The 20,531-nt window shown below is 43.7% G+C and carries 21 protein-coding genes; 6 read left to right on the top strand and 15 right to left on the bottom strand.

All coding sequences use genetic code 11. The annotated features are described in order from the left end of the window. Positions 1-49: 49 nt before the first annotated feature. A complete protein-coding gene (locus ABD894_RS06530) occupies positions 50-1,162 on the bottom strand; it encodes an acyltransferase family protein (RefSeq protein WP_345210187.1) in 1,113 nt (370 codons plus the stop codon). Between the two features lie 93 nt (positions 1,163-1,255). On the opposite strand from ABD894_RS06530, the gene ABD894_RS06525 reads away from it, so the two are divergent. After that, positions 1,256-2,101 carry a beta-1,6-N-acetylglucosaminyltransferase gene (locus tag ABD894_RS06525; RefSeq protein ID WP_345210186.1) on the top strand — a complete coding sequence of 282 codons (846 nt, stop codon included), beginning with the start codon at positions 1,256-1,258 and terminating at the stop codon, positions 2,099-2,101. Positions 2,102-2,118: 17 nt separating this feature from the next. Here the strand turns inward: ABD894_RS06525 and ABD894_RS06520 are convergent, their stop codons facing one another. The 4 genes from ABD894_RS06520 to ABD894_RS06505 are packed head-to-tail and all read right to left on the bottom strand — an operon-like array spanning position 2,119 to position 4,636. Then, entirely contained in the window at positions 2,119-2,643 is a 525-nt protein-coding gene (locus ABD894_RS06520) for an ATP-binding protein (RefSeq protein WP_345210185.1), read from the bottom strand. 11 nt (positions 2,644-2,654) lie between these two features. Continuing rightward, positions 2,655-2,987 (bottom strand): STAS domain-containing protein, encoded by a 333-nt coding sequence (locus tag ABD894_RS06515; RefSeq protein WP_345210184.1) that lies wholly within the window; start codon positions 2,985-2,987, stop codon positions 2,655-2,657. A gap of 1 nt (position 2,988) precedes the next feature. After that, entirely contained in the window at positions 2,989-4,128 is a 1,140-nt protein-coding gene (locus ABD894_RS06510) for a SpoIIE family protein phosphatase (protein ID WP_345210183.1), read from the bottom strand. After that, complete coding sequence (locus ABD894_RS06505) at positions 4,121-4,636, bottom strand: hypothetical protein (RefSeq protein ID WP_345210182.1); 516 nt, start codon at positions 4,634-4,636, stop codon at positions 4,121-4,123. Before ABD894_RS06505 ends, ABD894_RS06510 begins: the two co-directional genes overlap by 8 nt. Positions 4,637-4,737: 101 nt before the next feature. On the opposite strand from ABD894_RS06505, the gene ABD894_RS06500 reads away from it, so the two are divergent. The 3 genes from ABD894_RS06500 to ABD894_RS06490 are packed head-to-tail and all read left to right on the top strand — an operon-like array spanning position 4,738 to position 7,457. After that, the gene (locus ABD894_RS06500; protein WP_345210181.1) at positions 4,738-5,652 is read left to right on the top strand and encodes a glycosyltransferase family 2 protein; all 915 of its coding nucleotides are present in this window, start codon (positions 4,738-4,740) and stop codon (positions 5,650-5,652) included. Positions 5,653-5,655: 3 nt separating this feature from the next. After that, entirely contained in the window at positions 5,656-6,822 is a 1,167-nt protein-coding gene (locus ABD894_RS06495; RefSeq protein WP_345210180.1) for a glycosyltransferase family 2 protein, read from the top strand. A gap of 20 nt (positions 6,823-6,842) precedes the next feature. Then, positions 6,843-7,457, top strand: a complete 615-nt coding sequence (locus tag ABD894_RS06490) for an acyltransferase (protein ID WP_345210179.1) — start codon at positions 6,843-6,845, stop codon at positions 7,455-7,457. A gap of 35 nt (positions 7,458-7,492) precedes the next feature. Here ABD894_RS06490 and ABD894_RS06485 read toward each other — a convergent pair whose 3' ends face one another. Both ABD894_RS06485 and ABD894_RS06480 read right to left on the bottom strand, forming a co-directional pair. Then, on the bottom strand, positions 7,493-8,695 hold the full coding sequence (locus tag ABD894_RS06485) for a sugar transferase (protein WP_345210178.1): 1,203 nt from the start codon (positions 8,693-8,695) through the stop codon (positions 7,493-7,495). Between the two features lie 9 nt (positions 8,696-8,704). Beyond that, complete coding sequence (locus ABD894_RS06480) at positions 8,705-9,106, bottom strand: response regulator transcription factor (RefSeq protein ID WP_345210177.1); 402 nt, start codon at positions 9,104-9,106, stop codon at positions 8,705-8,707. Positions 9,107-9,333: 227 nt separating this feature from the next. Here ABD894_RS06480 and ABD894_RS06475 point away from each other — a divergent pair, with 227 nt between their 5' ends. Next, complete coding sequence (locus ABD894_RS06475; RefSeq protein ID WP_345210176.1) at positions 9,334-12,075, top strand: hybrid sensor histidine kinase/response regulator; 2,742 nt, start codon at positions 9,334-9,336, stop codon at positions 12,073-12,075. On the opposite strand, the gene ABD894_RS06470 is transcribed toward ABD894_RS06475, so the two are convergent. The 6 genes from ABD894_RS06470 to ABD894_RS06445 all read right to left on the bottom strand — a co-directional run bounded on the left by ABD894_RS06470 (position 12,065) and on the right by ABD894_RS06445 (position 17,428). Further along, a complete protein-coding gene (locus ABD894_RS06470; RefSeq protein ID WP_345210175.1) occupies positions 12,065-12,871 on the bottom strand; it encodes a glycosyltransferase family 2 protein in 807 nt (268 codons plus the stop codon). The genes ABD894_RS06475 and ABD894_RS06470 overlap by 11 nt on opposite strands. Before the next feature lie 101 nt (positions 12,872-12,972). Then, on the bottom strand, positions 12,973-13,422 hold the full coding sequence (locus ABD894_RS06465; protein ID WP_345210174.1) for a DoxX family protein: 450 nt from the start codon (positions 13,420-13,422) through the stop codon (positions 12,973-12,975). A gap of 61 nt (positions 13,423-13,483) precedes the next feature. Beyond that, positions 13,484-14,050, bottom strand: coding sequence for a Crp/Fnr family transcriptional regulator (locus ABD894_RS06460; RefSeq protein ID WP_345210173.1), 567 nt, complete (start codon positions 14,048-14,050; stop codon positions 13,484-13,486). A 3-nt stretch (positions 14,051-14,053) separates the two neighbouring features. Continuing rightward, positions 14,054-14,320 carry a UBP-type zinc finger domain-containing protein gene (locus tag ABD894_RS06455; RefSeq protein WP_345210172.1) on the bottom strand — a complete coding sequence of 89 codons (267 nt, stop codon included), beginning with the start codon at positions 14,318-14,320 and terminating at the stop codon, positions 14,054-14,056. 10 nt (positions 14,321-14,330) lie between these two features. Further along, the gene (locus tag ABD894_RS06450; RefSeq protein WP_345210171.1) at positions 14,331-15,989 is read right to left on the bottom strand and encodes an FAD-dependent oxidoreductase; all 1,659 of its coding nucleotides are present in this window, start codon (positions 15,987-15,989) and stop codon (positions 14,331-14,333) included. A 38-nt stretch (positions 15,990-16,027) separates the two neighbouring features. Further along, positions 16,028-17,428 carry a sensor histidine kinase gene (locus ABD894_RS06445; RefSeq protein WP_345210170.1) on the bottom strand — a complete coding sequence of 467 codons (1,401 nt, stop codon included), beginning with the start codon at positions 17,426-17,428 and terminating at the stop codon, positions 16,028-16,030. 250 nt (positions 17,429-17,678) lie between these two features. Between ABD894_RS06445 and ABD894_RS06440 the strand changes: the two genes are divergently transcribed. Continuing rightward, on the top strand, positions 17,679-17,873 hold the full coding sequence (locus tag ABD894_RS06440) for a hypothetical protein (protein WP_345210169.1): 195 nt from the start codon (positions 17,679-17,681) through the stop codon (positions 17,871-17,873). Positions 17,874-17,935: 62 nt separating this feature from the next. Here the strand turns inward: ABD894_RS06440 and ABD894_RS06435 are convergent, their stop codons facing one another. Next, entirely contained in the window at positions 17,936-18,802 is an 867-nt protein-coding gene (locus tag ABD894_RS06435) for a hypothetical protein (RefSeq protein ID WP_345210168.1), read from the bottom strand. Positions 18,803-19,026: 224 nt separating this feature from the next. Beyond that, entirely contained in the window at positions 19,027-20,481 is a 1,455-nt protein-coding gene (locus ABD894_RS06430; RefSeq protein ID WP_345210167.1) for a PAS domain-containing sensor histidine kinase, read from the bottom strand. Between the last annotated feature and the right edge of the window lie 50 nt (positions 20,482-20,531).

Raw genomic sequence — 20,531 nt, 5'->3', positions numbered from 1 at the left:
CTAATTGATAATGGGGATTAGTTTAAGAATAATCTAAGCAATGATTGAATTACCAAAGCCACCAGGTTCTTTTGCCCTCGCGTTTGTTAGATAGGTTGAAGCGCATTTCGATGTGCTTGAACGTCCACCGCGAAAGGAAGAAGATGATAAGGTAATTGACAACGAATAAATAGCTGTAAGCTGATGGCGGTAGTTTTAGCACCCTGATGAACACTACGTTGAACAAGCTTAAAACAAGCGTGTGGATCATGTAAATAGAGTACGAGAGTTTGCCGGTTTCATGCAGTAGTTTCGATTTTTTCAGTACCGACGATAGCCAGCCTTTTTCTAATGCGAAGATGAGTATGGTGAAGAAGAACAAGATCTCGTAGATAAAACCGTACTGCTTAAAGTAATGGCCATACCCCACAAATACAAAGGTAACGGCCAGCGCGGCTATCTCTAAAAAGCTGAATAATGAGTTCGATAGCGCTTTTAACCACACCTTACTACTGTTGTAAGTATTAAAACAAAGCACCCCGGCAAAAAAGCCTGCAATGCCACGCAAAAAGCCAAAGTTGAATGTATAGGTAAGTTCAAACCCACCTGTAAAGTAAAACAGTAAAGCAAAAGCTACCAGTACAACAAGGCCATAAACGTAGTTACGGTTGGCGGTTAGTTTATTGCGGTTGATAAAGGTTACCGATAAACCGAACACCAGGTAAGCGATCATCTCGGCACTGATAGACCAGCTGGCTATGTTCCAGCTTACATCGTGCACGCCGGGTAATTGTACCGAGTTTAATAAGAATAGGCTGGTAAAAAAGGTGGTTACGTTGTTGCTGGCATTATCGAGTTTGTTTACATGCACGTAACCCGATGCCGAATGTTTTAACAGTTCAACCACTACAAATAATATCAATACGATAAAATGCAGCGGATACAGCCTGAAGAAACGCTTTTTGTAAAACTTACCTAATTGTTCGCCCGTACTAATGAACTGGTAGCTGTAAGCAATTACAAAGCCGCTAAGCACAAAAAAGAAATCGACAAAAAGATCGGCGTTGTAAACAAAGTTGTTATTGATAATTGGGGTGGCCGAAAAAGCGCTCATGTGGAAGAAAACCACGAGGCTCGAAAATAGTCCCCTAAAAATATCTAATACCTCAAACCTTTCTTTCATTGATGATTTTATAATTAAAATTGCCCCGGGTAAAAGTAATATTTAAACCCAAAGTAAACAGTAAATCCGTTTAAAAGCGCTATCTATAATAATATGAACATTGCCCACCTCATACTTGCACATAACCAGCCCGGCCAGTTAAAAAGGCTCATCAGTCGCCTGGCGCACCCTGATGCCGATGTGTATATTCACCTCGATGCCAAAACGGAGATGCAGCCCTTTGAGCACCTGGCCAAATTGCCTAACGTTTTTTTTATAAAAGACAGGGTGAAAGTATACTGGGGATCATTCAATATTGTGCAAGCAACCATTAACGGCTTTCAGCAAATTATACGTTCGGGCAGGCAATATGGTTATGTAAATTTGCTCAGCGGGCAAGATTATCCGCTAAAACCTGCTGCCCTGATACATCAGTTTTTGGCAGATAACCCCGGCAAGGCCTACATGAACGCGCTGGTAGCCGAAACCCATTGGATGGAAGCCTTGCCGCGTGTGCAGGAGTATCACCTTAATAATTACCAGTTTCCGGGGAAGTTTATGGTGCAAAAGGCCATTAATAAACTGATGCCGCAACGCAAGTTACCTAATGGATTGGTATTGGTTGGCCGTTCGCAATGGTTCACCATATCGGGCGAGTGCGTAGCTTTTATTTTAGATTACTGGGACAAGCACCCCGCCCTGCGCCGTTTTATGAAACTTACCTGGGCTCCCGATGAATTCATATTTCAAACCATACTATACAATAACGCCGACTACAAAGCCCGCATGGTAGCCGATGATCTGCGATACATTGATTGGTCGGGTGGGGGAGTGAGCCCTAAAACCCTGACAATGGAAGATGCCGCGGCATTAGAAGCCAGCGGGAAACTATTTGCCCGTAAGTTTGATGAAATGAAGGATAGCGCCGTGATGGATCATATAGATAAGCACCCGGCGTAATTGAAGCAGGTGACTATTTATAGATTCACCTTTACAATAAAGTGGTTCTCTTTAGTGGCTTCGTCAAAGTGGTAAATAAATTCGTCGGCACATTTGGTGATGATGAGCAGACCGAAATGTTCGGTAATGTCATTAATATCCGGCTCATCCTCGGCACTGTCTTCTACCAAAAAACGTACACGGTTGCCCGGCTCGTTAACGGCGTATAAAAAGTGCATTACATCGTAGCTGATGCATTTTTTGGTATTAAGCGGTTCGTTTAACCACGGCAGCGGGAAAGGATTGCCGTATTCGGTACGTTTAATAATGAGTGTATCATCCTCAACGCTTACAATAATGTGCACGGTTTCGGTACCGGCATGTTTAAAGCCGTTGGTAAGCAGTTCGGTAATGATTGATTTGGCTTTGAATTGAATTTCTTCCAGATCGGGGTAGCCCGGCAATATGCTTTTTATATGATCAAGCGCCTGCCTTAACGATGAGGTTAGCGCGGGCCTTGCATTCAAAAAAACAAAATCCTTATAACTGTATAAGTATTGCATAGGCAGATGGTTCAGGTGGTAGGCACTTCGTTAAAATCTTTGTAAATCTTAAAAACTTTATCTAAACGTATCAGCGCGAAAAGATCTGAAATATCTTTCCTTAAGCCTATTAAAACAATATCTGATTTTAGCGCGATGGCATGTTTTAAAGAAGATACCAGGGCACCCAAAAAAGAGCTGTCCATGTATTCTACCTTGCTCATGTCAATCACCACTTTTTTCTGTTTTTCATCCAACAGGGCAATCAGTTCGCGTTTAAATGGATCAGAATTGTTTAAGCTGGCTTCGCTTATGTTCAAATCAACAATAAGGTAGCCATTTTGTTCTTTAATTGTGTTTATCATTTCAGTTTTTATAAATATTAATAATACTGCAATCGTCAACCTGTGCATCGGCAAGCGTATCAAACAGCGTGGCCTTCATCTGTTCAAAATTAACGTTGGTATTGAGCTGGTTAGTAATGGTGCTGGCAAAGAGGTTATAATCGCTTTTTTTGCCTTTGTTACCGGCAAAATCAATCATTCCGTCAGTAAAAATAAATAATTGGTCGTTGGGGGCTAACTTAATTTCCTGTTCAGTGTATTCACCTTCGGCAAACAGGCCAAGCAGCAAACCCGATGATTGCACCTGGCGTAATTCGGCGGTTTTGGCATCGTAATGCAGCAGCGGTAAATCGCCCGCGCCAGAGTAGGTGATCACCTGTTTTTCGGTATCTATCAGCAATAGCGAAAGGCTGGACAGGATATCCTGTAAAATATCATCCAGACAAATAATATGGTTCACTTTGCTCAAAATACTCGCGGTGGAGTAATCGGCATTAAAAGTAGCAAACCTTACTGCCGATCGTATATAACTCAAAAAGCCAAATGTAAAATACCAGGCCATCCACTTTTTGCCCATCACATCGCCAAGGGCTATGAAGGTATAGCGCTCGTTCACCGGTATAAAATCAATAAAATCACCACCCGGAATATCATGATAAGGCCGGTGCCAAAAATCAATACCGAAGCCATTTACCACAGGTGTTTTAGCCGGGATAGATTTTACGTTGAGCGATTTTGCCGCGTTGGTTACTTCGGCGGTTGATAGCTCTCGCTGTTTGTTTACAGCCAGCAAAATATTGCTAAGCTTGCTTATAATAACATTTACGGGCGTATCCTTAATTATATAGTCGATAGCTTCAAGGTCGAGGCCTTGCAGAAGCAGGTCTTTATCAGTCAACGAGGTTAAAAATACAAAGGGAATATCCTTTAATATCTTGTTCTGCATGAGGTACTTACGCAGCTCAATGCCGTTCATGCCGGGCATTTCATAGTCGGACAGGATGATATCAGGCCGGTTGGTTTGCAGCAGGTTGATGGCTTCTTTCGCCGAACCCGCTGTAATACATATTATGCCTGTTTTGGCAAAAGCCTGCACCAGTATGTTCAAAAACAAACTGTTATCGTCAATCAATAAAATCTTGTTCCGTGTGGCCTCAGTCATTTGTTCTTTTATTGATCGGGAATTTATGGAACGATTTTATCAGCAAGTATACCCCGCACAATACCACCAGTAACGATACTAGGTCCATTACGGTAACGCCATCGTTCTGGGTAAAATAGAAAACGGTAAATATTTCAAACGATGGTGGTGCGGGCATCACTATCATGGCAAAACCCAGCGTGATCAATACAATACTGATCGCCATTAATACCCAGTTAGCGCTTTTTTCGGTACGGATATAGCTTTTGCTTACGTTGCTGTCAATCTGGTGCGATGACAGCAGGATGCTAAACTCGTCGAGCAGATCGGCGCGGGAGGTGTTGTCCACATCCAGGTTGGCAAAGGCCTCAATACCCACATTGCTGGTGCTCGATTTTTCGATGGCCTTGTTTACCTTCGCCTGCAAGCCTTTGGCTTTTTCACTATCGATATTGGTTTCGGCCAGCAGTTCAATAAGCTCATCAAGCTTTTTGTTTATGGCTAATTCCTTATCATCAGTGTTGGGCATGGGGAGGTATTGTTTGTAAATATTATTTAGTTGGTCAATTTTAATTAATAATTTCAACAAAACATTAGCGCAGCCGTATAAATGAGCATTGATATATTTTAATGAAGCGAGTATCCATAATAACTGTAAATTTCAATCAAAGTTTGGTTACCGAGGAGCTTTTGGCATCCATAGCTGCAACTAACACCTATACCAACCTCGAAATAATTGTTGTTGACAACGGCAGCGCCGTAAACAGCGTACCGGAATGGACAACCAAATACCCCGATATTAAGTTTATACGATCAGACAAAAACTTAGGTTTTGCCGGCGGCAATAATATTGGTATTGAGGTAGCTACCGGCGATTACCTGTTCCTGGTAAATAATGATACCGAATTTACGCCCAATCTTATCCAGGGCTTGGTTGATGTATTGGATGCGCATCCCAAAGTAGGCATGGTATCGCCCAAGATCCGCTATTTTGATCAGCCGAATACCTTGCAGTACATGGGTTTTACGGAAATGAATTATTACACCGCCCGCAACAGCTCGATAGGGCAGTTTGAGGTAGATAAAGGCCAATACGATAATCTTACCGGCCCTACAGGCTTTGCACACGGCGCTGCTATGATGATAAAGCGCGAGTGTATTGAAAAGGCAGGCCTCATGGCCGATTTCTTTTTCCTGTATTTTGAAGAGCTGGATTGGTGCGCACGTATCAAAAAAGCAGGTTACACCATTTGGTTGGTTACCAATGTGCTTATTTATCATAAAGAATCAGTATCGGTAGGCCGGGTGAGTGCTTTGAAGGAGTTTTTTATGACCCGCAACCGCATCCTCTTCATCCGCCGGAACGCTTCATTTGTACAGCGGTGGTTCTTTTATATTTATTTTATATTGCTGGTTACACCGCGTAATATTATTAAATATATAAAAATTGGTCACCCCGAATTTACAAAGTGGCTGTTTAAGGCCCTATGGTGGAATATCACTCAAAAAAGAAATAGTACTTACTTAGGTTACCCTATAAAATAATATATGATAATAGCATTTTGGTTAAGCCTGTTTATTGTTTTTTATGCCTTTGCCGGTTATGGCTTGGTGCTTTTTATACTGGTTAAAATTAAACGTGCAATTTCGGGTAAGCCTGTAATACCCGACGCGGTAAACCTGCCCACCTGTACACTGGTGGTAGCCGCCTATAACGAAGAACGTTTTATTGCCGAAAAGATCCAAAACAGCCTCGCGCTTAACTACCCCGAAGGTAAATTGAAATTGCTGTTTGTTACCGATGGCTCTACCGATAATACAGCGGCTATAGTAAGCACCTTTGCACAGGTTAAACTGATGCACAGCGATGCCCGCAGTGGTAAAATAGCCGCCGTACACCGCGCCATGACGGAGGTTGACAGCGAAGTAGTGGTATTTACCGATGCCAATACTTTTTTAAATACCGATGCCATTGTAAATATTTGTCGCCATTATGCCGATGAAAAAGTAGGTGCCGTAGCCGGAGAAAAGCGTGTACACATTGACGAAACCGCCGATGCCACAGCAGGCGAAGGTTTTTACTGGAAATACGAATCGAAATTAAAAACCTGGGATTCTGAATTATACTCTGTAGTGGGCGCGGCGGGCGAGCTGTTCAGTATCCGCAGGGAATTGTATGTTCCGGTGCAGCCGGATACCATTTTGGATGACTTTATGATATCGCTGCTGGTTACTATTGACGGTTACCGTGTGGTATACGAGCCGGATGCTTACGCTACCGAAACGGCATCGCAAAATGTGAAGGAAGAATTAAAGCGTAAGATTCGCATTGCGGCGGGCGGCATACAATCTATATTAAGGTTAAAATCTTTGCTCAATCCCTTCCGCAATTTTGTGCTGAGCTTTCAGTATATAAGCCACCGGGTGTTAAGGTGGACGGTAGTACCCTTCCTGATGATACTGGCCTTGTTGCTGAATATCCTTATTGTGGCTACCTGCGCGGGCTGCTGCTTTTACTGGTTTATGCTTATTTGTCAGCTGGGCTTTTATGGTATGTCGCTGCTGGGCTGGTACTTTGAGTCGCGCGAAATGAAGGTGAAGATATTTTTTATACCTTACTATTTCTGCATGATGAATTACGCGGTGATCCGTGGGATATTCCGTTATTCGGCAGGCAAGCAAAGCGCGATTTGGGAGAAAGCAAAAAGGCAGTAATTACAACCTGAAAAAGATTTATGTCGGTTAAAGATAAAATAAAGAATAACCCCGGCCTCAAAAAGCTGGTGCATTGGATGCTGATACCAAGCGGCGAAGCACGGCCAAGGCTATGGGTAAAGTGGTTTGTAAACCCGTTTCTGCATAAGCGTGGCAAGGGCTCAAAAGTGCGCTGGCGTACCCGTATGGATGTATTGCCTTTCAATAATTTTCAATTAGGCGCAGGGTCAACCATTGAGGATTTTTGTACCATCAATAACGGAGTAGGTGATGTCATCATTGGCGATAATACACTTATAGGTATGAGCAATGTGATCATAGGGCCGGTAAACATTGGCAACAATGTCATCTTTGCGCAAAACATAGTGGCCAGTGGCTTAAACCATGAGTACCGCGATGTTAACCAGGCCATTCATCAGCAAAAAATACTGACAGCGCCAATTACGGTTGAAGATGACTGCTGGATAGCGGCAAACTCGGTGATTACAGCGGGAGTAACCATTGGCAGGCACAGTGTTGTAGCTGCCGGAGCAGTAGTTACCAAAGATATTCCGCCTTACTCGGTGGCGGTGGGCAACCCTGCTAGGGTGATCAAAAAGTACGACTTTGTGGCAAAAGAATGGGTAAGAGCATAAGCCCTTACCCATCAATATAAAATCTTAATAAATTATTAAACGTTCTCTTTCTGGAACAATGCCGGAACTGTTTTAAGGATAACCCTCATATCGTTCCACAGGCTGTGATTCTGGGCGTAAACGTTATCAAGCATTAAACGCTCGTCTTCGCTCATTTCTCCTTTACCACGTTTTTCTACCTGCCAAAGGCCGGTTATACCTGCCGGCGCGGCAAAGCGCAGGGCGTATTTATCGGTAGTTAGTTTTTCGGCTTCGTAAAGTGGTAATGGTCTGTTACCCACAATGCTCATATCGCCAATAATAACGTTCCATAGTTGCGGCAATTCATCAATACTTGTATTGCGTATAAAATCGCCCACTTTGGTAATACGCGGATCGTTCTTGATCTTGAAGAAGGCAGAATCAGCGCCCGATTTTTTAGAGTCGATGTACTGTTTCTCACACCACGTAACGGTATCGGCATGCAGCGGATACTGGCATTTGCCGTAAGCGGTACATTCGGTACATAAAAAGCTGGTATTATCTTCGGCTTCGGTTTCTACGTTTTTACCGGCCGCGTCAATAGCATACTGGTTAAGGTGTTTAAGATCTTTAATACGCTGATCGGAGTTTACATACATCGACCTGAACTTGTAAAATTTAAACACGCTGTAGCCTGTACCTACCCTCAAAGAGTAGTAGAAAGCTGGCCCTCTCGATTCAAGCTTAATAGCGATGTAAACGATCAGCAAAAATGGCGACAGGCAAAGCAAAGCCATACCTGCAAAGAATACGTCGAAAACACGTTTACCCAGCGGGGTTTTCTTAATAGCCGGAGTTTTGGCGGTAAGGTTGCCCTTGATACCGTTCCAGTTATTAATTAAAAAGTTAACACGCTTTTCAATTGCCTCCTGCTTAAAGGGCAGCCTGAAGGCATCAACCACACCGGCGCCTAAAGCCAGTTTGCGCAGGTTAGCGCTCAGGTGGGTAACAATTAAAAAGAAAGGTACTTTATCAAGTCCTTTTTTCTTAAGGGTTTCCAGCAAAGGCACACCTGCCGGGGCCATGATCTCGCTTTGCGAAATAATAGCTACAATGTTAATGTTTTGATCCGTCCATCGCGATACGAGGTCCATACCGTTGGTGAAACGGATGATCTCGCGGTGTTCAAGGTTTGAACTGTAAAAAACATCGGCTACAGTGTCATCACAATTTACCAATGCTATAATTTGCGTACTTGTTGCGCTGTTATCAGCCATTATAATGTGTTATATAGATCTGCCAATTCTTCTTAAAACAACCCTTATACGTGCAGCAAGCTCTGCCGGGTTAAAGGGCTTTACAATAAAGTCGTCGGCACCGCTATCAAGGCACCTGATGCGTTTCTCTGAACTTTCCTCGCCCGATAGTATTATTATTGGGATAGTGCTGAAAAAATCGCTAACTTTAATCTGATCAATTAAGTCTAACCCGGTAAGTTGCGGTGTGTTGTAGTCAGATAGTATAAGATCAGGGATGTTGCCGTTTTGCAAAAATGCCAGGGCATCCATACCGGTTGAGCATATTTCTATTTCGTAAGTTGAGCTTAAAAATTCTTTAAGAATGATTTGCATGTAAGGATCATCCTCAACTATCAAAATTTTGGTTTGATTGGTATTTGTGAAGCCCATAGGGTAAGTTTAAATTTTTGCTTGAGTTTTAACTAAAGTGTTGCTTAAAAGTTAAATAACTATTTGTGCTAATACTTGTAACATTGATACGTAAAATAGAGTATATATGTTAGCAATTAATACAAAATAATTAGTTGAATGAAATGAATACTGTATCGATTAAGGATATTCGTTATTATTATTTCAATTTAAAATTAGAAAGTTTTTTTGAAGAATATACATTATAAATGAATGTTTCGCACTTTATATTTGATAACGAGCAGTTTAACAGGCTCTTTCCATATTTCATCCTTATAAATAAAAATATAAGGATTGATGGGTGCGGAAAATCTGTTGATAATGTAATAACCCACAACCCCGGCGGGCTGTTTTCCAGCTTCTTTATTATAGCAGGCTACAGCACGGTTAATATCCAGCTTTTAAGCGAGTTGACCGGGAAAACCATCACCGTATCGCCGGTTAATAACCCCAACATACACCTGCGCGGGCAGCTGGAATACCTTGCCGATACCGAGCAATTTTTGTTTGCAGGTAATACCCTGGAAGAGGGCGAGCCGCATAATTTTTCATTAGCCAATAAAAACGACGGCAAGGTAAAGGGCAGCGCCATTTTTTACGAAGATATTTTAAATGAAGTGCCTGCCGATATTGTATTATTCGATACCGAGCACCATTACTTGTTTATAAACCCTACCGCTATTAAAGATCCCGTTTTGAGGGAACTGATGATAGGCAAAAAGGATGAAGATTATTGCCAGTACGCCAACAGGCCGCTAAGTGTGGCCCACGAACGCCGCGCTTACTTTAACGAGGTACTGCAAAGCAAAAAGATCCGTACCTGGGAGGAGAAAATTATAAGAGCAGATGGCTCCGTGCAGTATAAACTGCGCAATATGTATCCTGTGCTCGATGAAAATAACGAGGTGAAACTGGTTATTGGCTACGGGCTGGATATTACCGACATGAAGCGTGTTGAAGAACAGGTAAAGATCAGTGAGAAACGTTACCGCGACCTGTACAACTTTAGCCCCGCGCTGATTTATACGCACGATATGGATGGCAAGCTGCTATCCATTAACCCTGCTATAACCAGCACGCTTGGTTATAACGAAGAGGATGTGGTTAATGCCAATATAAAAGACCTGCTACCCGTGTATGATCGTAAAAAGGTGCAGCAAGAGTATCTGGATAAACTGGCCGCCAATGGCAATGGCCGTGGTATTTTAAGGGCCATCCATAAAAATGGGCGCGATGTGGTTTACCTGTTTTACCAAAGCTACGTGGTTGAAGAGCCTAACTCGGCACCATACATTATCGGTTTTTCGCATGATATTACCGACCGTATAAAAATTGAAAAGGAACTGCGAGTCGCCAAGGTAAGTACCGAAAGCGCGGCCCGTGCCAAAGAGATCTTTTTGGCCAATATGAGCCACGAGATCCGCACACCGATGAATGGTATACTGGGCCTCAACAACCTGCTCATCAAAACCGAGTTAGATGATCAGCAGCGGAGTTATACCCGAATGATCTCCGAGTCGGTAAATAACCTGCTGGTTATTGTGAATGATATATTGGATATTGAAAAGATAGGTTCCGGTAAAATGGAACTGGAGAGCCGTCCGTTCAATATCAGCAATAAAATAAGCCGCACCATGCAGCTGTTCCAGTATAAGTCGAGAGAAAAAGGGCTTGACCTGGTATTGAATAACCGACTGCCCGAGGAGTTTACCGTTATCGGCGATCAGTACCGTTTTGCGCAAATTCTGTCGAACCTTATTAATAACGCCATTAAGTTTACGCATAAGGGCGGCATCACCATATCGGCCGCGTTATTGTATAATGCCAATAATAAAGTATTGCTGGAGTTTTCGGTGAAAGATACCGGTATTGGCATCAGCGAAGACAGGCTGCCTATAATATTTGAACCCTTTATGCAGGGTTCATCACATATTACACGCAAGTATGGCGGTACGGGGCTTGGCTTATCGATATGTAAAAGCCTGGTTGAAATGCAGGGCGGGCACCTTAAAGTGAACAGCCAGCTGGGTGAGGGTACAGAATTTATGTTCAGCCTTACCTATAAAAAAGGCCTGGCCTTGTCTGATAACCGCCCCGAACAAGTGATAGATATCGACCAGTTGCGCAACAAAAAAATGCTGCTGGCCGAAGATGTGGAGTTGAACCAGTTTTTGGCAAAAAACCTGCTCGAATCATGGGGGTGCGAGGTTGATGTAGTGGATAATGGTGCCCAGGCTGTGGAGAAAGTGAAACAAAATAAGTACGACGTTATTTTGATGGACATACAGATGCCCGAAATGGACGGAATTACCGCCACCCGTAAAATAAGAAACCTGCCCGAACACCAGCACAGCAATGTGCCTATAATAGCCGTAACAGCCAATGCTTTAAAAGGCGATAGCCAATATTACATGGATGCCGGTATGAATGATTGCGTTACCAAACCTTACACCGAAGAAAAATTATTTGAAAAAATTGTTGAAGTGTTGAAGAAAGAAGGTGTAAAGCTGCCCGAAGCCAATAATGGCCGAATAGTTGCAGAACCTATAGCCGAGAGCAGCACAATGGAACAGATAACGCCCCCACAAATGGAAGAGAATACCCCTAAACTTTACGACCTTACCATGATTGAAACCATAGGTAAGAACAGTGAAGGTTTTGTGAACAAGATGATTGTGATGTTTGATGACATTACCACGCAGGATTTTGATAAGATGAAAGCCGCTGCCGCTGCCGGTTCATGGCAGGAAGTTGGGCAGGTAGCACATAAGCTAAAATCAACCGTAGGCAATATGGGGGTTGATATTATGAAGGATGCTATAAGGGAACTTGAAATGCGTACCTCTAACGATCCGCAGGCGCTGGTTGTAGAACTGGGCGAAAAGCTGGAACGTGTAAAACAACAGATCAGGGCCGATCACCCGGAGGCCTTTGTTAACCCTACAAATTAAACACGCGCTTAAGGCGTTTCCAGGTACCTTTCCACAGGCCGCCGTCTATTTGAATGCGGCGGTCGGTGGTCCATACTATGGCGTTTGATTTGCCTACGCGGTGCATTTTGCCAAAGCCTTTTTCGGTAAGTTTTAACGCCAAAAAACCATCTTCATTAGTACCCGCAGGGTGGTTAAAGCCATCCACCTGTAACCCTTGCTCTTTACGGAAACCCGAATTAAAGCCATACACATTTACCGCTTCGGTTTTAAATTTGGCATTATAAAAGCGGGTAAATTCCGAAAACCACTCGTAAAAGTAATAAGTGAACCTGCCGGTGCTGCCAATAGGGATGAATGAGAATGTACCGTAAGTAATGGCTGCGTTATTATCGGTAGCCAATGGTTTTATCATTTCCTCTATCCAATCCTTCGGGTAAATGGTATCGGCATCGGCATTTAAAATGTATTTTCCTTTAGCTATTGATAAGCCTTTGTTGCGGGTAGGGGTAATGCCCTGTATGGTTTGCTCGGCACAAATAACACCGCAGGCTTTGATGAGCTCTTCTGTTTTGTCTTTAGAGTTATTGTTCACCACCACAATTTCCACCGCGAACGAGGTATTGTTATGACATAACGACGACAAGGTTTGCACAATGTTCTCTTCCTCGTTATAAGCGGGCATCACTATAGATACCTCCGGCTCTCGGCCTTTGGTAAGTGTTTGATAGGCACTTGCTATGGCATCAAAATTTGATTGCGTATGGTTTTTATTTAAATACTGTTGGATATATTTTGGAATAAAAATCGGTCTCATGCAAATCAGATAATGAATTAATAGATAAAAAACGCTGTTATTGCCCTGCAATATATAAAAGAGCAGTAGCTTTTACGTTGGCAGCGCCAAAATAGATACAATTATCTGATAGCCGTAAAATAAATCCACACAACGAAAAATACCTGCAATGGCACCCGGAACCACAAGTAATTGATCCCGCTGCCGGTATAGGTGCCTTTTTGATAATCAACCTTATTAATGGCGGCGTAAATATTGGCCGGTAACATCATAACAAGCAGCACTATAATAGCCCATCCGGCAACCAAATATATCCTTGAAAATAGCAAACCAACGGCCAGTATAATCTCGGCAATGCCGGTGAAGTATACCGTTGCTTTTTTGAATGGGATAAATCGCGGTATCATCATCACCATGCCTTTGGTAAAAGCAAAATGGCCTGATGCCGTGAACAGCAACATTACCGCCATAGCTATGCGCCCGGCCAAAGCGTAAGCACCCGGCTGACCGCAAAGCCATAAAACGACCATGCTGATAATAAAAGCAACTAACAATACAATGAGTGGTTTCATAACGGGATGTTTTAGATAAACAAATTTACCCGCCTGTTGCGGCCCCTGCAATGAACCTATGTTAACTAATAGCCTTACGGATTCGGCTTAAAGCCTGTGGTGTTATGCCAATATAGGAGGCAATGTATTTCAGTGGGATTTGTTTAATGAGGTGTGGCCTTTCGGTAAATAACTTATTGTAACGCTGCGCGGCATGTTCGTTAAGCAGGGAGAGTTCGCGTTTGGCCTTCTTTACAAAAAGGTCTTCGGCGGCGAGGCGGCCAATGGTGTTGCCAGCGTGGGTATTGGCGTATATAGCTTGCAGGTCGGCATAGCTTATACGCCAGAGGATGGTATCGGTGAGGGTTTCCGTGGAGTATACCGACCGACTTTGGGTAAGCAACGAATCGTAACAGCTTTCAAATTCGTTCTCGAAACTAAAGCCGAAGGTTACCTCTTTATCAATGCCCGGAATAAAATAGCGTATAATGCCTTGCTCAATAAAAGACAGGTAATTTTCGGTTTGCCCGGATTGAAGAATGATGGTCTTTTTAGGGAATACCGCTTTGCTTAATCTTGACGAGAAATAGGCCCAGTCATCGTCCGACTGTACCACAATCCCGTCAAGATATTTGCGGATATACTCCATTAATTAATACTCGCTGAACGATTCATCAGGGTAGCACCATAGCCAACGCTCGCCGGGTTGCCCCGATGCAATAACAGGATGATCGGTAGCGTGATAATGTGCCGTCATGTGTCGCCTTGGCGAATCATCACAGCAAAGCGTAACGCCACAAGTTTGGCATGTACGCAGGTGTACCCAGCTGCCGTTAATCTTTATGCATTCTTCGCAAACCAGTTCGTCGGGTAGCTTTACTTCGGTTATGGCCTGTATGTGTTCGCAAGCTTGTTCCATAGGTGGTATATTATACTTCTGCTAAATATTTATGTACAAAACTAATGGCCATTGAGCCTTCGCCTACGGCAGATGCCACACGGTTCATGGCCCCGGCACGTACGTCACCGGCGGCAAAAATACCGGGACAACTGGTTTCCAACAGGTAAGGGTCGCGGTTTTGCTTCCATAGCTTGTCGAAGTTATCGTGGCGGTTCAAATCGCGGCCGGTTTCTACAAAGCCCTTATCGTCTTTAATAATCTGGTTGCCCAGCCAGTCGGTATAAGGTTTTGCACCTATAAATATATACAGGGCATCGGCATCAACCGTTTCGGTTTCTTTGGTTTCAATGTTTTGAATTACCAGTTGTTTCAGTTTATCTTTGCCCTTAGCCTCAATTATTTCGCTTTTACCCATCACGCAAATGCTGGGTACGCCATTGATCTGGTCGATAAGGTATGACGACATGGTTGACGACAGATCTTCCTTCCGTACCAAAATACATACCTTCTTGGCAAATTTAGACAGGTACATAGCCGCCTGACCGGCAGAGTTACCACCGCCTACTATGTATACGTATTTATCCCTGCATGATGCCGCCTCGGTACTGGCCGCGCCATAGTATATGCCCGCGCCGGTAAAATCGTTAATGCCTTTAGTTTCCAGCTTGCGGTAGTCAACACCGGTGGTAATAATAATGGCTTTAACGTTTATTTCGGTGTCATCAGTTAATACGATGCTCTTATAGCCATCTTTCAGCTTAATTTCCTTTACTGTTTGGGGCGATAAAAACTCGGTACCAAAACGGGTAGCCTGTGTAATTGCCCTGCGGGTAAGATCGGCTCCGCTTAAACCGCTTGGGAAACCAAGATAGTTTTCGATGCGCGAACTCGTCCCAGCCTGTCCGCCCGGTGCATGGCGTTCAATCAATAAGGTTTTCAATCCTTCAGATGCGCCGTAAACCGATGCTGCCAAACCAGCCGGACCAGCACCGACAATGGCTACATCATATACATTGTTCTTTACCTTCGGGTTAAGGCCTATTTTTGATGCCACATCGATAATATCGGGACATTTTACAATATCGCCTTCCTCAAAAATGATCACCGGGAAGTCTTTAGTTTCCAAGTGGTTCAGCTTGCAAAGCTTGGTGCCTTCTTCGCCGCTTACATCAAGCCATTGGTAAGGTACCAGGTTGCCCGTTAAAAACTCCTTAATATCGTGCGATTTTGGCGAGAACTGGTAGCCTACTACCTTAATGCCTTTAAAATTAGGCTTATAGCTTCCCTGCCAATCGTCCAGCAGATCGTCAATTACCGGGTATAGTTTTTCCTCGGGCGGATCCCATGGTTTGGTTAAATAATAATCGAGCTTAACATCGTTGATGGCCTTAATGGCGGCATCGGTATCAGAGTACGCGGTAAGCAATACGCGTTTGGCATCCGGGTAAAATTCAATAGCCTTTACCAGGAAATCCACACCCTGCATTTCGGGCATGCGTTGGTCTGAAATAAAAAGTGCTACCTCTTCGCCTTTGTTTTTTAGCTCAAGCAGACCGCTTAAGGCTTCATTGGCCGATGTGGTACTTAAAATTTTATAATCCTGCCGGTAGTGGCTGCGTAAGTCGCGGTTTATAGCGCGCAACACTTGCGGATCATCGTCAATTAAAAATATAATAGGTTGATTCATGTGTGGTTGTAAAGAGTGTTTTTTGGTCAGATGAATGTTTAGTCGTTATCAATAGGGATGCATACCTCAAATTCGGTATTGCCGGGCACCGAATTTACTTTTACCGTGCCGTTGTGCTGGCGTATTATACGCGTTACAACATCAAGGCCCAGGCCGGTGCCTTTGCCCATTTCTTTGGTTGAAAAGAACGGGTCAAAAATACGTGTTTTAATATCATCGGGTATACCCGGGCCGTTATCAATTATCCTGATTTTTATAAAATTGCCATCCTTTGCGGTCGAAATTCTTAAAATACCGCTGCCGTTAGGCTCCATGGCATCAATGGCGTTATCAATAATATTGGTCCATACCTGGTTTAGCGCGCCGGGGTATACCTTAGCTTCGGGCAGTTCAAAATCAAACTCTTTTACAAATTCAATATTGGCCTTGCGCAGTTTATACTCCAGCATTTTGAGGGTATTTTTAATACCCATGTGTATGTTAACGAACTGCTTATCGGTAGATTGATCCATGTGGGTGAAGTTCTTTACCGAACCCACCAGTTCAGAGATCCGTCGTGATGACTCTTGTATATCGGTCACAATTTTATCGGTCAGCAGGTTATTGTTTATCCAGGCCAACACCGGGGCAAGGCAGGCTACCGAAACCTGTTCCCTCAAATCGTCAAGATCGGTAAGGGTGAAATCAAAATCGGCAAGCGTGCCTGCTACTTCATAGTCGTTAATATCATGGTCGGCCAGCCAGTCGGTAATATCATCTTCGCGGGCCGATCGTTCCATCATCGTAATATCTTCGCGTTCGGGGCGGCTCAATATCTCGGCAATCTTCAGGTTTACCGGGGCAATTTCGGTAGCGTTCATTTTAATGGCAGCTATCTTTTTAAATACCAAAGGTAACCTGCGCAACTGTTCTTTTAATGACGACGCGTCGCGGGCAATGGCAGCGGCGGGATTGTTCAGCTCGTGCGCCAAACCTGCGGAAAGCTTACCCAATGCCACCATCTTTTCGTTTTGCTGCATCATGGAGGTGTATTCGCGTACGCGGGTGGTCATTACGTGTACCATGGCCTCGGTAAGTTCGTAATGCAGGGTGGTCATCTCCTTTATCTTTTCGGCTGAGCACTCCAAACAAACTATTGAACGTGTGCATTCGCCATAACCCGGTGCCACAGTACCACGTGAAAATGGCAGGTGACCGGTAATCGCTCCTTCGCCAATATCGGCAACCTCGCGCAGCTTACCGTTTTGGAGTATACATATCCTGAAACGGCCTTTAATAATTATAAAGGTACGGTTCATGAGGTCGTTGGCATTGAACAGCCTTTCGCCGGCTTCGTATTCAGCATGAGTACAAGCTTCTAAAAGCCATTGTAGTTGATTATCAGGTATCTGCTTTAGTAACTCAATGTTTTTTAGTTGCTCAATAGTGATCTTTTCCATAGTACGCTTTAGTAGTAGTAAAAGTAAGGCTGTTTTTTTATAATTACAGCATATAAAAATGATATCAGTTCACAGAAAAATAAGGGTGTCGCCTATGTGCACGCTCGCAAGCTGTGCCAAAATCAGATCGTATTTTATACAATATCACTGTAACATACGCTAAATGTTTGTATCTTATTGTAGTAAGTATCCTCAATAGTTTTCTTACACTAAAAACTAACAGATCCATCTATCACATAAATTTAACAAAATGGGAATCGGAATACCTGAAATACTAATCATAGCGGCAGCAATAGCATTAATTATCGGCATTGGCAATTACGGTCGCAATACTGTATTCGGCTATTGGGGCTCTGTTTTGCTTGCCTTATTTACAAGCCCCATCGTAGCATTTATAATTTTGTACGTAGTAAAAACCCGTACAGCAAAAACGGGTTCCTTTTGAGGGGACCCCGTGACCTGGCCGTGTGGTAATACCGCTTTAGGTGGCCTGTATTTGCGCTGTGCTTATTTTTGCTTAAGCTGAGTGGCGCTTATCTTAACATTTTGCTCAATACCGGCAACTACCTGCTGCAGCGATTTTAATAACGCGGCGTTGACTTTAAGCAAGGTTTTAATACCCGGATCCCATGGTGGTACGCGTTTCAGTACCAGGTGCCCGTTCTCGTAGGTGATAATAAACCCGCCGCCATCAACAGCTACGCCGCCTATTATTCTTACAAACTCTTTTGCAAGGTCATCAAGCCTGCCAATGTTTGGTTGCGAACCATCGTTGGTTTGCTTGTAAAAGGCAAAGGCTATACCGCCTTCTTTTATCTGGGTTATATAATCAATATTGGTAGATGCAGGGCCGCCTATCTTTTTCCATTCAAAGAAAGGTACACCATCAACACTTGGCAGAGAACGGATGGTTTTAAGCGTAGTTGTTGAAACCACACCATCATTATTGGCAGCTAAAGTAACCGCGTTGTTTACTACGCCGTTCATCAGTACGGTTACAAAATCACTGTCAGAAAACTGGTTGGTATCCACATTAAAGGCATCGATAAGCAAAGCCGGACCGCCGCCGCCGCCGCCGCCCGTTGGTATATACACGGCAAGGGCGTTAACATCACTGGCGCCTACCGTAACCGAAAAAGCACCCGGATCAGTATATAAATGATTACCATCGGCAGCGCCGTTTACCGATAGGAATGCGAATGAATAGTTAAGGCCGTTATGCTCAAGCATAGAAAAACCTATAGCGGTGAACGTGCCGTTGTTTGAAGGGTGACTTTCGGGCGGTGGCGGCGGAATAATATCTACCAGCGTGCCCCCGTGGTGGCGCCGGTGGCCCGACTGCCATATCACGTAACGAATTGAAGCATTTGACATGATAATTGAGGTTACAATAAGTGGGTGCCTACTCTGAAAACACTTTTCGGCTTACGTGTATAATTGAACTGTTATTTGTCCCGGTGTATAACGAATCAAAGTTGGAGATATAAGCAAAACATTAACAGCGTGTTATAGCGCAATTAGCGCGTGTTTTTAACGCAGCAAAATGCAGGTGTTAATGAAACTTAAGGGTGGGGAATATACTACAACCTAAGGTTGTTTCAGGCAAGGGGGATGCTGAAGTAAAAGGTAGCGCCTTCACATTCTTCGCTCTCTACCCATATTTTACCATTGTGCAGGTGAATGATCTCGCCGGCAAGGTACAGGCCGATACCAAAGCCGGCCACGGTTTTAATAATATCGTTATCAACCCGGTAAAACTTATCAAAAACCTTAGCCTGGTCTTTAGGTTTTACACCGATGCCCTTGTCGGCCACCGAGATCTGTACATTGCTATCAATTACAATGCAGTTGATATCTATCACGGTTTCGCGCGGTGAGTATTTGATGGCGTTACTCAAAAAATTATCTATTACCTGGCCAATTTTGTTGCGGTCGGCATATACTATGGCGTTGTCCTGCCGGTATATCTCAAAAAAATGGGTATAGGTATAAAAGCGTACATCGGCCACAATTTCATTCAGCAGGTCGCACAGGTTAAATTCCTCACGGGATAAGGTGATCTTACCGCTTTCCAGTTTCGACATATCCAAAAATCCGTGGATCATTTTGGTCATCTTCACTATCTGGCGGTCGGCTTTTACCAGGGCACTGTTCAAAAACTCATCGTTGCCTTTAGGTATTTTGTTGATGAGCAGCTGTATGTACGATTTTATGGAGGTAAGCGGCGTTTTCAACTCATGGCTCACCATGGCAATAAAATCATTCTTGCGCATATCGTTATGCTTGCGCTCGGTAATATCCATTATAATGCCCGAAAAATTGAGCGGTTTGCCATTCTCATCGGTATATAACTTCCCGGTGGTACGTACCCAGCGTTCGCGCTGTGTTTTGGCATCGTGTATAGGGTATTCAAGATCGTAGCTGCCGCCTTTTTCAAAAGCGGTTTCAATAGTGGTAGCTACGTAGTCGCGGTATTTCTCGTCGATAAGGCTTAATGAGGTATCCAAACCCATTTCCTCATCGCAATTCAAACCGAATAGTTCCTTGGTACGGTCGGACGGAAAGGTTTCATGTGTGGTGGCATCAATAGCCCAAGTACCCAATTCGGCCGATTCAATGGCCATGCGCAAGCGCTCTTCGGCTTCTTCGCGCTGTTTGCGGGCAACCACCAGTTCGGTAACATCGGTAGCGGTGTTCAGTACACCCCATACATTACCTTCTTTGTCTTTTAATGGCTTGTAAGTAAAGTTAAAATAGAAGATCTGCAAGCGGCCGTTCACGATGATATCCACACGGTCTTCAGTAGCATGGTAGGCAATGCCGGTGGAGTACACGTCATCCAGCAGTTTATCAAAAGGCTGGTCGTTTAGTTCGGGTATAGCATCATGGAAGGTTTTACCTATTACACTTTCATCTTTTCCCCAGGCTTGCTGTATGGCTTTATTGGCTACCTTAATACGCATTTCGCGGCCCGCGAAAAGGCCTATCGGCATTGGCGATTCTTCAATAATAGCCCGCAAAGCTTCAATATCGTTCAGGAAAATAGTATCCATAAGTGGTGGCAGATAAACAAATATATAATTTGTACTTATTATTTAATATT

Source organism: Mucilaginibacter gynuensis, from assembly GCF_039541195.1.
Classification (GTDB): domain Bacteria; phylum Bacteroidota; class Bacteroidia; order Sphingobacteriales; family Sphingobacteriaceae; genus Mucilaginibacter; species Mucilaginibacter gynuensis.
This window is presented reverse-complemented; position numbering and strand designations above follow the sequence as displayed.